Here is a 14,548-nt window from a genome sequence, read left to right on the forward strand (position 1 = left end):
GACGAAACCGTTTCGGTCGGATTCGCTATTTACACCGATGCGTTGATCGACGCATTACACCAATAACTAAAAGTAGGATTATTTATGAAAGCAGATTTGATTGTCGGTATCCAGTGGGGAGACGAAGGAAAAGGGAAAATCGTCGATTTACTCGCGCAAAAATATGATTGTGTCGCCCGTTATCAAGGGGGGCACAATGCAGGACATACCATCGTCGTTGACGGTAAAACGCATGCTCTTCATTTGATCCCATCAGGGATTCTGAACCCGAAAGCGATCAATATCATCGGTAACGGTGTGGTTGTTTCTCCTGAAGCGTTGATCAAAGAGATGAAACAGTTTGATAACTTGCTCGGCCGTTTATTCGTCTCTGAATCCGCTCACATGATTTTGACGTTTCATATTTTGATCGATCAAGCCAAAGAGAAACTTCGCGGTGAAAAAGCGATCGGTACCACAGGTCGCGGTATCGGGCCGGCTTACAGTGAAAAAATCGCCCGTGCGGGATTCCGTCTCGGAGAGCTTCGCGATGTAGAGACACTGACCAATCGCGTTATGGAGTATTTCGAGCAAAACAAAGCTATTTTTGAAGCGTTAGAAATTGCTTTGCCAAGTCGTGAAGATTTGGTTGCCGAGTTAACTGGGTATGCTGAAAAATTGGTACCGTTTTTAGCCAATACGACTCAAATGGCGTGGAAGCTTATGGATGAAGGACAAAAAATTCTTCTCGAAGGGGCGCAGGGGACGATGCTAGACATCGACCACGGCACCTATCCGTACGTTACGAGTTCATCGACCATTTCAGCGGGTGCGTGTACGGGTCTTGGGGTCAATCCAAAAGACATCGGTAAAGTAACGGGGATCGTAAAAGCGTACTGTACCCGTGTCGGAAACGGACCGTTCCCGACTGAAGATCACGGTGAGATCGGTGAGCGTTTACGTAAAGTGGGGCATGAGTTCGGAACCTCTACCGGACGTCCTCGCCGATGCGGATGGTTTGATGCCGTAGCATGTCGCTATGCGAGCCGTTTGAACGGATGTGATGATCTCTCTATTATGAAACTCGATGTACTGGATGGTTTCGAGACGATCGAAGTGTGTGTGGCGTATGAAGTGAACGGTGAAGTGATCGATTATTTGCCGCTTGATCTCGAAAATGTCAAACCGGTCTATAAATCATTCCCGGGATGGGATAAAACCGAAGGTGTTCGTCGTTTTGAAGATCTTCCGGTAACGGCACAAGAGTATCTTCGTGCACTCGAAGAGTTGACGCAAACTAAAATAGGTATGATCTCTACATCACCGGATCGAAACGATACAATTATTTTGTAATCCTGCTAAGGAGGAGCGCTTATGGCTAAGTCGCGTTACGAGCCTTTGGTTAAACTCAAAAAAAAGGCTCTAGACACGGCCGAGCGCGCCCTCATCTCCGCTAATAATGCTCTCGCTTCCGCTACCGAAAAATTGAATACTTCTTATGAAGAACTCTCCCAGATGAGCTTACCGACACAAGGAAGTGTAGGGGAATTCACCCAAGCTGCGGCGATGATCCACGCACAGCACCAAACGATCGAGAGGTGTAAGCAAGCATTGTTGAGTGCTGAACACCGACAACATCAAATGCGAGAGCGGTTTAAAGCGGCTATGATAGATTACGAGAAATTTAAATACTTGGAAGTACAAGAGATGAATGCCGCATTAAAGCATCTTAAAACGCAAGAGGCTAAAATGCTCGATGAGATTGGTACAATGACCTATAAAAAAGAGGCACTATGAAAAAAATCGGTTTGATAATACTCGTAATGATGAGCGCACTATACGGTGCTCCGGCAACAAAATCGTATGAGTGTACCAAAATATTCGAAGATCGTAAAAACGAACTATTGGTCGAATTAGAGCGGATTGATGAGCAAAAACAATCGCTCGATTCACTTAAACGAGCGACGGAAGAGCTGTTGCGTAAAAAAGAGGCGATGGTACAAGGCAAAGATGTCAAAGTTGATCAAAAACTAAATGAGATCAAAGCCAAAGAGGCGTCGATCAAAAAAATGTTGGATGAAAACAAAAAAGTTTTGGAGCAGATTAAACAACTCAAAAGCGACAAAGTTTCTCAAACATTTGCCAAAATGAAGCCCTCAGCTTCGGCACAAATCCTTTCTCAAATGCCCTCATCCGATGCTGCGGATATAATGAGTACCTTGAATTCTAAAGTGGTCGGACAAATATTGGCGAAGATGGACCCGAAAAAAGGGTCTGAAATTACCGACAAATTGAGAAAAATACCGGAGCCTCCTAAATAACTCCGTATTTCCCCTAAGCGATTTGAGAGGTATTTTAGGCTAAAATGCAAAAAATTTCACTCAGGGCTGGCAATGAAGGTTTCACTGACACACGTACCCCATATCGCGACGCGAATCGCTGTCGATCTTAGCCGCAGCGGATTGGTCACTATGACCAAAGGGCTTGAAAGTACCGCCAAAGAGGCCGAAAAGGTCTTGACCGCCAATATCAAAAAAGAGATGGCACTCGAAGAAAAAGTCAAAGAGATCGTTAATGCCAACGAAGATCAGATCGATTTTTATCTTGCCGATGAGCGACAACTCTTTTTCATGATCAAAAAGAAATTGGCGCCGGAGTTCGGTGTTGTCCTCTCCTACGAAGATCGCTATTCGGATATTGCCCACCAAATTCTCAACGAACTCTATGAAGAAGATTTGATTAACTATGATGTGAGTGAAAACCGTATCAAAAATATCATCTACGATGCGATTACCGGTTCTATCGCCGATTCGAGCGAAATCGAGTCAGCCGTATTCCAAAAGATCAAAAGCTACAAACGTAACTTGATTCCGGGGACGGACGAGTATGAGATCGTGTATGAAAAACTCTATAAAGATGAATTGGTTAGACGGGGGATGGCGTAATGTTACGTGATGCGTGGATTTATCTCGAAAACGGCACCTATCTTAGTGCCAAAAGTTTCGGTGCCGATACGACGGCGGTTGGGGAGATTGTTTTTAATACTTCGATGAGCGGCTATCAGGAGATCATTACTGATCCCTCGTATGCAGGGCAGTTTGTCACCTTTACGATGCCGGAGATCGGTAACGTCGGTGTAAACAGCGAAGATATGGAAAGCTCTCGTGCGCACTGCAAAGGGGTTATCGTACGTCAGTATCAATCTCAGCACTCCAGTTTTCGTGCCGAAGAGGCATTACATACCTTTTTGGAAAAACACGGGATTATCGGTATCTGCGATATTGATACCCGCTATATCACTAAAATGCTCCGCACCCAAGGGGCGATGATGATGATCGCTTCGACGAAAGTGTCGGACAAAGAAGAACTCAAAAAAATGCTGGAGAGTTCTCCTCGTATCGAAGAGATCAACTACATTGAAGAGGTGAGTACGAAAACATCGTATATCCATCGTAACGGGATTTATGATCCTTTCAATTTCCGCTATAACGATGCACCTGCTCCGAAAGCGCGCATTGCCGCAATCGATTTCGGTGTAAAGCGTAATATCCTTAATGAACTGACTGAAGCGGGATTGGAAGTGGAAGTCCTTCCAAATAGCTTTAGTGCGGATACGTTGATCGCACGCTATGACGCTAAAGAGATTGACGGTGTTTTTCTCTCCAACGGACCGGGAGATCCGTTGGTATTGAAACAAGAACAAGATGAGATCAAAAAACTCATTGCTCGTCAGATTCCATTATTCGGTATCTGCTTGGGACATCAGCTACTTAGTATTGCACACGGGTACGATACACACAAACTCAAATTCGGTCACCACGGCGGAAACCATCCGGTCAAAAATCTCAAAACGGGAATGGTAGAGATTACGGCACAGAATCATAATTATAATGTTCCTGAATCGGTACGTGAGATCGCCGAAGTTACCCATATCAATCTGTTTGATAACACAATCGAAGGATTGCGTTACAACAGCGGACATGTCTTTTCGGTACAGCACCACCCTGAATCCAGTCCGGGACCTAAAGAGAGCCGATATATTTTTAGCGAATTTCTTCAACTTCTTCAGCGCTAATTTAGATTAAGGGGATAATTTCCCTTGATTTGACGATAAAAAATCCTACTAGTGTTACTTTTTTACCCCTAATGCTTTATATATACTTAAAATTATCACTTTGTTCCAAAAGTGTTAAAAATGTTTAATAATTTAAGATTTCTTAAATACTCCGGTTGCTATTATTAGAGTGTCTAATAGCCTACTTTTGTTACAAAAGTGTTAAGGGCATCTTTGATTTCACGGTTTTGTGAAGTCAGAGGTGCCCTAATCGGCTCTTATGCTTTGAATCTTTAAGGAGGTCGTAAATGGAGAATCGTCCATTGGAGTATGATTACACGGTTGCTAAGTGGTTTATGCTTGTAACTGTTGTTCTCGGTATTGTCGGGATGCTTGTCGGCGTTATTTTGGCGTGGCAAATGGCGTATCCAAGTGTAAATTTAATGGCGGGAGAGGGATTGGCAGAGTACACCAACTTTAGCCGTCTTCGTCCGTTACATACTGACTCGGTAATCTTCGGATTTACCCTTAGCGGTATCTGGGCTACATGGTACTACGTCGGTCAACGTGTATTAAAAGTGTCTATGGCGGAATCAAAATTTTTGATGTTCCTCGCTAAATTGCACTTTTTTATCTACTTGTTGGTTGTAGTAGCGGTAGTCGGTACATTATTGCTCGGTATTTCTACCGGTAAAGAATATGCAGATTTTGAATGGCCAATCGATATTGCTGTTGTTTTGGTATGGGTTATTTGGGGTATGTCAGTATTTGGTTTGATCGGTATTCGCCGTGAAAAATCACTTTATATCTCTATTTGGTACTACATCGCTACTTTCTTGGGTATCGCTATGTTGTATCTTTTCAACAATATGGAAATTCCAACGTATTTCGCATCAGGCGGAATCGGTGCATGGTATCACTCTGTTTCAATGTACTCTGGTACAAATGATGCGTTGGTACAATGGTGGTATGGACATAACGCGGTTGCGTTCGGGTTCACTGTACCTATCGTTGCGATGATCTATTACTTCCTTCCAAAAGAATCAGGACAAGCGGTTTATTCATATAAACTCTCTTTGCTTGCGTTCTGGGGATTGATGTTTGTTTACCTTTGGGCAGGCGGACACCACTTGATCTATTCAACTGTACCGGATTGGATGCAAACTATGGGTTCTGTATTCTCGGTTGTATTGATTCTCCCATCATGGGGTTCTGCGATTAATATGCTCTTGACCATGAAGGGTGAATGGCAACAAGTAGCTAGCAGTCCGTTGATCAAATTTATGATCTTGGCTTCTACGTTCTACATGTTCTCTACACTTGAAGGTCCGATTCAAGCGATCAAATCAGTTAATGCTTTGGCTCACTTTACAGACTGGATCGTTGGTCACGTACATGACGGTGTTCTTGGTTGGGTTGCATTCATGATTATGGCTGCATTGTTCCACATGGCTCCACGTGTATACAAACGTGAGATTTATTCTAAATCATTGATGAATACACAATTCTGGATTCAAACTCTTGGTGTTGTATTGTATTTCACATCTATGTGGATCGCAGGTATCACACAAGGTATGATGTGGCGTGCGCACGATGAGTTCGGTAACCTTGCTTACTCATTCATCGATACGGTTGCTGTATTGCACCCATATTTCACAATCCGTGCTGTTGGTGGTACGTTGTATCTCGTAGGTATGTTCTTGTTCGCGTACAATATGTACAAAACAATGACAAGCTCTCGCCGTGTTGAAGAGAGTGAACTTCAAAACGCATCGCCGATGGGCGCATAATAAGGAGGGGAAAAATGTTTCACTGGTTAGAAAAACACCCGTTCTTTTTCGCGGTAGCGGTGTTCTTAACAATCGCGTTTGCAGGTCTTATCGAGATCTTGCCAAACTTTGCGCAAGCGTCTCAACCGACTGTAGGGACTAAACCTTACACGACGTTGGAACTTGCTGGTCGTCATATTTATATTAAAAACAACTGTATGGGATGTCACTCTCAATTGGTTCGTCCGTTTAAAGCGGAAACAGATCGTTACGGTCACTACTCTTTGAGCGGTGAGTATGCGTATGATCGTCCATTCCTTTGGGGATCAAAACGTACCGGACCGGATTTGATGCGTGTAGGTAACTACCGTACAACCGATTGGCACGAAAATCACATGAAAGATCCTGCAGCGGTTGTTCCGGGTTCAATCATGCCGGCATATCGCTGGATGTTCAAAAATGCTGCGGATATTGACACAGCATATGCTGAGCAAGTAACGGTTAATAAAGTGTTCAAAACACCTTATAACGCTGAAATCCCAATGGCAGACGGTACGAAAGCAACGGTTCCATTGGCAGCAACATTAGATGAAGCAAAAGCTGCGGCTCTCGAAGAAGCAAAAGCTGTTGCGGCAGACATGAAAGACCAAGATGTTAAAGATGCGGTTGCAGCGGGTCAAATCCCTGAAATCGTTGCGATGATCGCGTATCTTAACAGCTTAAAATAAGGATGTGAGCGTGGATATTGGTACACTTCAAGCGTATGCCTACTTTGGGTTTACAGCGTTCTTAGTGGTGGTGTTGTATTCGTACATCTATCACCTTTACAGTGCGCAGAAAAAGGGGACACGCGATTACGAAAAGTACGGCAATATCGCGCTGAATGACGAGATCACCGATCAACCGATCGAGGCGATCTCGAAAAACGATGAGATAAAATAGAAGGAGCCATAATGAATAAGTTAATGGTATTCGGTGTTGTCTTCGTACTCGCATTGCTTGGCCTTACATGGGTTATTGCCGGCGGACAAGTAGGTGATGACATCGTCAACAAATTGGCTATGCTCGGAGCAGTCGCAACGGCAACGATCGCGATTTTCGTAGCATTGAAATATATCCGTCAAATGCAAACGGATAAAGCGGGCGGTAAGCTTGCTGATGAAAATTGGGACGGTATCGGAGAATATAAAAACGAACTTCCTTTCGGATGGGCGATTATTTTTCTTGGTCTTGTAATCTGGGCGATCTGGTATTTCCTTAAAGGGTATCCTGTTGGTGCGTATTCACAAATCGGTGAGTACAATGAAGATGTTGCGGCTCATGATGCTAAATTTGAAGCGCAATACGCAAATATGGACGATGCTACTCTTAAAGAGATGGGCGGATCTGTATTTATTGTACAATGTGCTCCATGTCACGGTCTTCAAGCGGACGGTATCGATGGAAAAGCGGCGAACTTGAATAAACGTTTGGAAGAGAAATCAATCAAACACGTTATCAATAACGGTTCAAATAACCAACTTCTCGGTGTTGAAATGCCAATGCCGGATCGTAACGGTTTGATGAATGCTAACACAGGTGCTTTGATCACTGATGCAGAGATCGATAAAGTAGCAAAATATGTTGCGGGCGGAATGAAAGGCACTGAAGGTGCTGATGTATTCGCAGGTGCTTGTGCTGCTTGTCACGGTGTTGACGGTAAAGGTACAGATATGGTTGCTCCAAGCATTGCTACTTTCAATCCTACGCTTGTCGCGAATGTATTGAAACACGGTAAAAAAGGTGCAATCGGTGCGATGCCGGCATTCAATAACTTGACAGATGTTCAAGTAAAAGCGCTTGGTGCTTATGTCACCGGCCTTAGCAAATAAGGAGAGTCATAATGGAAAATCGTAGTGTTTTTGCATTGGACGGTATCACCGGTATGTTGATCGCAACCGTGTTGCTTCTCTCTATCCTCGCGGGTTTAACCGTGTGGGGATTGGGTGTACAACAAGGTAGTGCAGCGAACTATTACCAAGTTGAAAATGAAAAAGACATCAAGATGTTTAGCACCGAAAATGCTACTCATCGTGTTGATGTTAAATAAGGGGTTTTAGATGGCAAGTATCATGGATAAACTCATCACAATTACATTGGTGATTTCCGCAGCGGTTACGTTGTGGGCGGTTTTAACACCGAATCACCTTTTCGTCGGTTAAGGGTAGCTTTTGTTACTCTCGCGAGGGCTAGCGGCCCTCACCCTTTTATTTACCTTCTCTCTTCATGCGGAATATTTATATAAAGACGATGTTGTTAACAACCCAAAATTTGCAGAGCAGATCAATGCAATCGGTACGGAACTAAAAGCTAAAACCGGTGTTTCACTCTATTTGGTGATGATGCGTGATTTGGATCAAAATCAAAGTGTTGCTGATTTTGAAAAAGAGTTAGCGCAAAATGTTGGTGAGCCATCTGTCATTATGACGTTTGTAGAACTTCGACAGCAGGTCGATATTTTAGCTCGTCCCGTCTCTTTATATGAGCATTTTAACAAATCTCAGATTTTAAGCCCTAATGCGACCTTTATCGGCTCTGTCGTGAGTGCTATTATGTTCGCTCGCAGTTATGACGAAGCCAAAGAGCTAATCGTAAATCGCGGGGGAACAGTTTTGCCTATTTTGGCTGAGAAAACAAAAGGGAACGAAACGGTTCAAAAGTACTCTGTTGCTATGTATAACGGCTACAGTGATACGGCAGATCAAATAGCTGCATCTCATGGGGTTACTCTCAGTTCATCCGCCGGAAACGGCAGTAAGAATTTTATCGATATTTTACGATTAGTTTTTTACGGTATCATTGCATACGGTCTTTTCCGATATGTATATGGACGGTATTTTCGTCGTAAAAAGGAAGATAATGTTTAAAAATCCCGGCACAAAGTGGCCTATTATCATAGCCGTATCTACAGCTATTGTTATAGGGTTCGGTGTTGTAACAATCAAAACAGCTATTAATAACCCTGTTGAAATGTCAGACTACGGGATGCAAAATTATCATGAATACGATAGAGATGCAAACGAAATTATTGAAGCAAAAATTGCGTTTGATGAAAAATATTCAATCGCTTTTTTGACGCCGCAAATTTCTGAAAAAGGGACGGTTATTGAGTATAACCTCACCGATAAAGCGGGGAAAGCGGTTAATGATGCAAAATTTCAAGTTGTTTTGACACGACCTGATAATAACAAATGCGACGTTAATCTCTCAAGTCCGACGGTTTCGGAAGGAAAATATGCATTTGCTCCAGTCGATCTTCCTAAAGCGGGACGATGGGACATCATGGCTAAAATCTCTGTGGGTAGTGTTCAACGTTACTACAATATCAAAGCTGATACTCGTAAACCGGAAACATCCGAGTTTTAATTTTTTTACTTCGATTCTTCTTCCCCTTTAGGGGAAATATCCTACAATACTTACCACAATGACATATTTTTTAGATCCAATCAATAATTCGTTATTATGTAAAAAACTATAGGGACTCTGGATGACTAAAGAGTGTATCGTTTATCCTACATCGCGGTGTATTCGAGAGGCAGTGGCAGTCTCATCTGAGAGTTTTCTTCCGCACATGATGAGTATGGGTGAGTTTCTCTCCCGTGCGTACGTCGCGGTCGGGAAAATCGTCCCAGATGAGGATTTACGCCTTTTGGCGATGCACGAAGCGTCCGATTTTTCAGCCTTTAGAGCACTCAACATCGAGCGAAACTTTTTCAGCTTTATCCAAAACTCCGAATATCTGTTCCGATTTTTCGAAGAGCTTTCCAGTGAGCAGGTCAGTGTCGAAACTCTCCAAGCGGTAGATGTGTACGGTGAGTATGAAGAGCATATCGCGATTCTTACAAGACTGCGTGAACGATACGGCGAGATATGTGCACGCGAAGGATGGGCGGATAGGATATTTAACTCTAGCCATACGACCATCCAGCACGATTTTTTGCGTAACTATGATCGTATAACGATTGTGGTCGAGGGGTACCTGAGCCGCTATGAGATCGCGCTCTTACGAGAGTGTGCTACGCATTTGGAAGTAATACTTCAATACAACACGACGGCATATAATCGAAAAATGACGGCACGTTTGGAGGAGATGGGGTTTGAACTCCTTGAGGCTCGGGAGTATCGGTTGTCGCTCAGTGCGATACGGATCATCTCGGATAAGCCTCTTTATATGAATCGTGCTATTACATGTGAAGTGTTTCATACCCGACTGGCGCAAATCGGATTTATCAAAGCCTCGGTTGAAGCGTTTGTAGAGGAGGGGATCGCACCTGAGAAGATTGCCATCATACTGCCCGATGAAGATGCGGCGCAGATGCTGCGGGAGTTCGACACAGAGGGAAATTTCAACTTTGCGATGGGAGAGCCGTTTTCCAATAGCGCCCTCTATCGAGAGATCGAGAGTATTACCCTCTTTTTGGATGAGATGAACGTATTGAACCGTGAGCGGGTACGCAATGTCAAAAGTACCACGATAGAGTGGTTCAAAACCCATTATCCTCAAAAGTTTCGCTTAGGCGATCTCGAAGAGCTGATTTCGATGTTCGATGATGCCGATGAAGGCTCCCTCGAGATCATCCGCGATGAGATACAACACATTAGCCATCTCTCCCATGCCTTGGAGCAGATGGAGTTCAGATCGGTATTGCGAATCTTTATGAATCGCCTGCGCCAGCGGAGCATAGACGATGTTCGAGGAGGCAAGGTAACGGTGATGGGGCTGTTGGAGACGCGCGGGGTAGCGTTTGATGGGGTGGTGATCATCGATTTCAATGAGGGGTATGTCCCTCACAAGAGCGAAAAAGATATTTTTTTAAACACCAAAACTCGCGAATATGCCGGATTGCCGAGTGCCCATGATCGCGAATCGCTCCAAAAACACTACTACGCTATGGTGTGTAATCGAGCCAAGAAGGTGGTGATCGGATGTGTCCAAAACGCCGAGTCGGTGCCGTCTCGTTTTTTACTCCAATTGGGGATCAAAAGCACCCCCGCCGCATACCGATATGAAGAAGTTCTTTTTCCGACTCCCCATTTTAATGAGCGGCATGTCGGAGTGATAGAGGGAGAATACGATTTTACCGCACATCCCCTCTCTGCAAGCGGGATCAAAACCTTTTTGAGCTGTAAACGCTCTTTTTATTATCGCTATATCGCGCACATCCGTGAACATGAGCTACCGCGTGATTTGTCGCAGGAACGAGACATCGGTAATGAACTTCACAGTGTTTTGGATAAGCTCTATGCCGAGAATGATCGTTACTTGGAACCCTCAGCGATCAAAGACTCTATTAGCAGATTATGGGTAGAGAAACACAGCGATGACCCGCTGGAGAGGTATATGAAGCGGCTGTGGATCGATAAGCTGGAAGATTTTTATAAGTGCGAAGTTTCTCGATTTGCTTCAGGGGTGAGGGTACTTTACCGTGAAAAAGAGGTGAGCTGTGAGGTCGAGGGGATACGACTCACAGGACGGATCGACCGTATTGATGAAAACGGCGGGAAACTCGAAGTGATCGATTATAAAAGCGGCAAGTACCCAGAAACCGATAAAGAACCCAAAGAGAGTGATGTCGATTATCAGCTCAGTGTCTACGCACTGCTCGCCTCAGAGCTCGGAGAGGTGAGAGCATGCAGCTATTATGATTTGGGGAGCGGTGAGTTGAAGTTCGAGCGGTTTTTAGAGGCAAAAATCGCCAAATTGCGCGAAATATTAGCTCTTATGGCATCACAAAAACAATGGAGCTGGGAGATGTGCGAGGATTTGAGCCGATGTCGCCACTGCCCCTACACCTACCTCTGTCATCGGGAGGTGATGCGTGGAGTTTGAACCGTTTTTGGCCTATGAGGCGAGTGCGGGGAGCGGTAAGACGTTTAACCTTGTTGTCCGTTATCTGAGTTTGCTTTTTATGGGGGAGGCTCCCTCGTCGATCGTGGCATTGACCTTTACCAATAAAGCGGCGAACGAGATGCTGGAGCGGATCATCCTCACCCTCGAAGAGTTGCCAACTCGGAGTGAACTGCCTCAAATTGCACGCCTTTGCGGGATGAGCGAAGAGGAAATTTTACAAGAGCGTCCCAACGTTCTATCGAGGTTTCTCCGCTCCGATATTCAAATCTCGACGTTGGATAAGTTTTTCGGTCGAATCTTGCGAAAATTTGCCCTCAATGCGGGGTTGATGCCGACGTTTAAAACGGTGCAGAACCATCATGAGAGCGCCTTGTTAGAGCGATTTTTGAATGAAGTGGAGGTGTCACAAGTAACTGGGGCGCTGGTTCATCTCTCGTTACTGAGCGATAAACGGCTCGGGGATCTTTTCACACTCCTCTCTGGGCTCTATTCCAAATACAAAGAGCTAGATATTCAGCGTTACGATGGGGTAGATGCTCCGGAGGAGTCTATAAGGTATGCGTTAGAGTGTGCTCGTGAACTCTCAAAGTTGAGTCTCTCAAAACCGCTCAGTGATCGTGCCCGAAAAACGATGGAGTTTGAGAGTTATGAGGAACTGTTGGAGAAAACGTGGCTTTTTAAACCGAGTATGGAGTACTGGGATTTTAAAAAAACGTATGAGCCTCGAATGGATGAACTGCTTCATGAATTGCAGCGTGCCGTTGCTTCACAAATGCGCCGTCGCGAGGTGCTTTATTTTAAAGAGCTGTTTGCCGTGCTCAAACTCTATATCAAAAGTCGACAAAGCATGGCAACGCAGAGCAATGAACTCAGTTTCGATGATATAACCCTCAACGTCCACACGCTTCTGAGGGAAAAATTAGAGAGCGAGTTTCTCTATTTTCGCCTCGATTCACGACTCAAGCATCTCCTTCTCGATGAGTTTCAAGATACCAGTGTTATCCAGTTTGACATCCTCCGTCCGTTGATCGAAGAGATCCGCTCCGGTGTGGGGGTGAATGAGGGGGGGAGCTTCTTTTTCGTCGGGGACGTGAAACAATCGATCTACCGTTTTCGCGGAGGTGTGAGTGCACTGTTTCATCAAGTCGCGGAATTGTTTGATGTGAAGCTCGAACCGCTCAAGGTGAACTACCGCTCCCGCAGTGAGATTGTCCATTTTGTGAATCGTGCTTTCGAGGGGAAAATCAAAGGGTACATCCCTCAACAAAGCCCGCAAAGCTATAGCGGAGGGTATGTTGAGGTTCTGTCTAGCGATGATCTGCTCGAATCACTGAGCGAGAGGATTGCACTGTTGATCACTCAGGGTGCCGCACCCGAAGAGATCGCTATTTTGACCGCGACCAACAAAGACGGGAGTGCGGTGGAAGAGGTACTCAGCGAGCGGGGATATGACGTCGTGACCGAGACGACCGCACGCCTCATCGCACAGCGAAGTGTCCGCGCCATCATCGAGTATCTGCGCTATTGCTATTTCGGAGAGGAAATGTATCGCTCCAACTGCGCCGCACTGCTGGGTGTGGAGAGTCATAGCATAGAGCGGATGAATGTGGATGAAGTAGAGCGCGCCGTGATCGCGTTTATCAAACGATTTCGGATTGCCGATAAGAGCGCATTGATGTTTATCGAAGCATTGCGAAGCTACCGAGACATCGAAGAGGTGGTGTTCGAGATAGACCGGCTTGAGAGCACTTCACCCCAAAGCGATATGCGGGGGATTCGGATCATGACCGTCCATAAATCCAAAGGGCTAGAGTTTGAGCACGTGATCGTACTCGATCGCCTCGGAACCCCTCGAAGTCGTAACGATGCGATAGTCTATGAGTATGAGGGGGCGGTGCTTCGCGGAATGCATTATCGAATCAAAGGGCGTGAACTACTCGACCCCCTCTACGCAAAAGCACTCGAAGCCGAAAAAGAAGCTGCAGGTGAGGATCAGCTCAATGCTCTCTATGTTGCCCTGACCCGCGCGGCGGAATCGCTCAGTGTTATCGCGAAAACGAAAAACTCATGGTTTGATCCTCTCTGCCTTACGCCGTCTCATTGGGGGACGTTGGAGATCAAAACGCATCGCACTGATGTGCCGCTCGTGCAAAAGTCTTTGAATTTTAAAGCCCTCTCGTTCGGTCGTCAAGAAGAGAAACCGAGTTCTCTTAAAGAGGAAACGTATGATTATGCGGCGGTGCAGTTTGGGTTGGCACTGCACTATACGCTGGAGATGATGGGAGAGTTTAGTCACGAATCGCTGAAGGTGTCTCTCGAATCGACCCGCAACCGTTACGGTGCGTTTCTTCAACCCAGTGCAATGGAGGAGATCGAAAAACGGATTGCTCGTTTAATAGACAATGAGCACTTTGGCACGCTGATCCAAGGGGATCGCTACAAAGAGCAGATGATACGCCATAGCGGAAATCTAGGGGTGATCGATCTGCTCATTAGGGGTGAAGAAGGTTGGAAAATCATCGATTATAAAAGCGGTCGCGAAGAGGAAGTCAAACACACCGAACAGATCAATCGCTACGCTGAGGCGATACGCTCAATGAACAATGAGGACGTCGAGGGATATTTGTGCTATCTCTTGGAAGATCGGATCGAATGGGTTAAGTGCTTATAAAAAACTTAATTTCAGCAGATTATAAGTTTAAAAGGGTACAATTTCGCCACTATTTATAGAGACTTTAAAAGGAGACTCAAGATGAAATTTACTAAAATTGCTTCACCTGAGCAAATCGAACGTAAATGGGTTTTGATCGATGCGGAAGGGAAAACATTCGGTCGTATTATGACTGATGTTGCTAC

General features: G+C 45.1%; 14 protein-coding genes and 1 pseudogene. All 15 read left to right on the forward strand.

What is annotated here, in order from left to right; genetic code table 11:
- Positions 1-84 precede the first annotated feature (84 nt).
- Positions 85-1,332, forward strand: coding sequence for an adenylosuccinate synthase (locus tag VFW36_RS10765; protein ID WP_329658818.1), 1,248 nt, complete (start codon positions 85-87; stop codon positions 1,330-1,332).
- Between the two features lie 21 nt (positions 1,333-1,353).
- Positions 1,354-1,776: a flagellar export protein FliJ gene (locus VFW36_RS10770; RefSeq protein WP_329658819.1), complete on the forward strand. Its 423-nt coding sequence runs from the start codon at positions 1,354-1,356 to the stop codon at positions 1,774-1,776.
- Positions 1,773-2,300 (forward strand): MotE family protein, encoded by a 528-nt coding sequence (locus VFW36_RS10775; RefSeq protein WP_329658820.1) that lies wholly within the window; start codon positions 1,773-1,775, stop codon positions 2,298-2,300. Before VFW36_RS10770 ends, VFW36_RS10775 begins: the two co-directional genes overlap by 4 nt.
- Before the next feature lie 72 nt (positions 2,301-2,372).
- The gene (locus VFW36_RS10780; RefSeq protein WP_329658821.1) at positions 2,373-2,924 is read left to right on the forward strand and encodes a DUF507 family protein; all 552 of its coding nucleotides are present in this window, start codon (positions 2,373-2,375) and stop codon (positions 2,922-2,924) included.
- Positions 2,924-4,054: a glutamine-hydrolyzing carbamoyl-phosphate synthase small subunit gene (carA, locus tag VFW36_RS10785; protein WP_329658822.1), complete on the forward strand. Its 1,131-nt coding sequence runs from the start codon at positions 2,924-2,926 to the stop codon at positions 4,052-4,054. Before VFW36_RS10780 ends, carA begins: the two co-directional genes overlap by 1 nt.
- A gap of 287 nt (positions 4,055-4,341) precedes the next feature.
- On the forward strand, positions 4,342-5,823 hold the full coding sequence (ccoN, locus tag VFW36_RS10790) for a cytochrome-c oxidase, cbb3-type subunit I (protein WP_329658823.1): 1,482 nt from the start codon (positions 4,342-4,344) through the stop codon (positions 5,821-5,823).
- Positions 5,824-5,837: 14 nt separating this feature from the next.
- Positions 5,838-6,530: a cytochrome-c oxidase, cbb3-type subunit II gene (gene ccoO / locus VFW36_RS10795; RefSeq protein ID WP_329658824.1), complete on the forward strand. Its 693-nt coding sequence runs from the start codon at positions 5,838-5,840 to the stop codon at positions 6,528-6,530.
- A gap of 10 nt (positions 6,531-6,540) precedes the next feature.
- A complete protein-coding gene (locus VFW36_RS10800; protein ID WP_294915963.1) occupies positions 6,541-6,744 on the forward strand; it encodes a cytochrome c oxidase, cbb3-type, CcoQ subunit in 204 nt (67 codons plus the stop codon).
- 53 nt (positions 6,745-6,797) lie between these two features.
- Complete coding sequence (locus VFW36_RS10805; RefSeq protein WP_329658825.1) at positions 6,798-7,673, forward strand: c-type cytochrome; 876 nt, start codon at positions 6,798-6,800, stop codon at positions 7,671-7,673.
- 11 nt (positions 7,674-7,684) lie between these two features.
- Positions 7,685-7,891 (forward strand): DUF4006 family protein, encoded by a 207-nt coding sequence (locus tag VFW36_RS10810; protein WP_329658826.1) that lies wholly within the window; start codon positions 7,685-7,687, stop codon positions 7,889-7,891.
- 121 nt (positions 7,892-8,012) lie between these two features.
- Complete coding sequence (locus tag VFW36_RS10820; protein WP_329658828.1) at positions 8,013-8,708, forward strand: 3-dehydroquinate dehydratase; 696 nt, start codon at positions 8,013-8,015, stop codon at positions 8,706-8,708.
- Positions 8,701-9,207, forward strand: coding sequence for a FixH family protein (locus VFW36_RS10825; protein WP_329658829.1), 507 nt, complete (start codon positions 8,701-8,703; stop codon positions 9,205-9,207). Before VFW36_RS10820 ends, VFW36_RS10825 begins: the two co-directional genes overlap by 8 nt.
- Before the next feature lie 121 nt (positions 9,208-9,328).
- Positions 9,329-11,671, forward strand: coding sequence for a PD-(D/E)XK nuclease family protein (locus tag VFW36_RS10830; RefSeq protein WP_329658830.1), 2,343 nt, complete (start codon positions 9,329-9,331; stop codon positions 11,669-11,671).
- Positions 11,661-14,363, forward strand: a complete 2,703-nt coding sequence (locus VFW36_RS10835; protein ID WP_329658831.1) for a RecB-like helicase — start codon at positions 11,661-11,663, stop codon at positions 14,361-14,363. The genes VFW36_RS10830 and VFW36_RS10835 overlap by 11 nt, the downstream gene beginning before the upstream one ends.
- A gap of 81 nt (positions 14,364-14,444) precedes the next feature.
- Positions 14,445-14,548, forward strand: a pseudogene (locus VFW36_RS10840) (50S ribosomal protein L13); the annotation flags it as partial.

It is taken from the genome of Sulfuricurvum sp., from assembly GCF_036279695.1.
Classification (GTDB): Bacteria; Campylobacterota; Campylobacteria; order Campylobacterales; family Sulfurimonadaceae; genus Sulfuricurvum.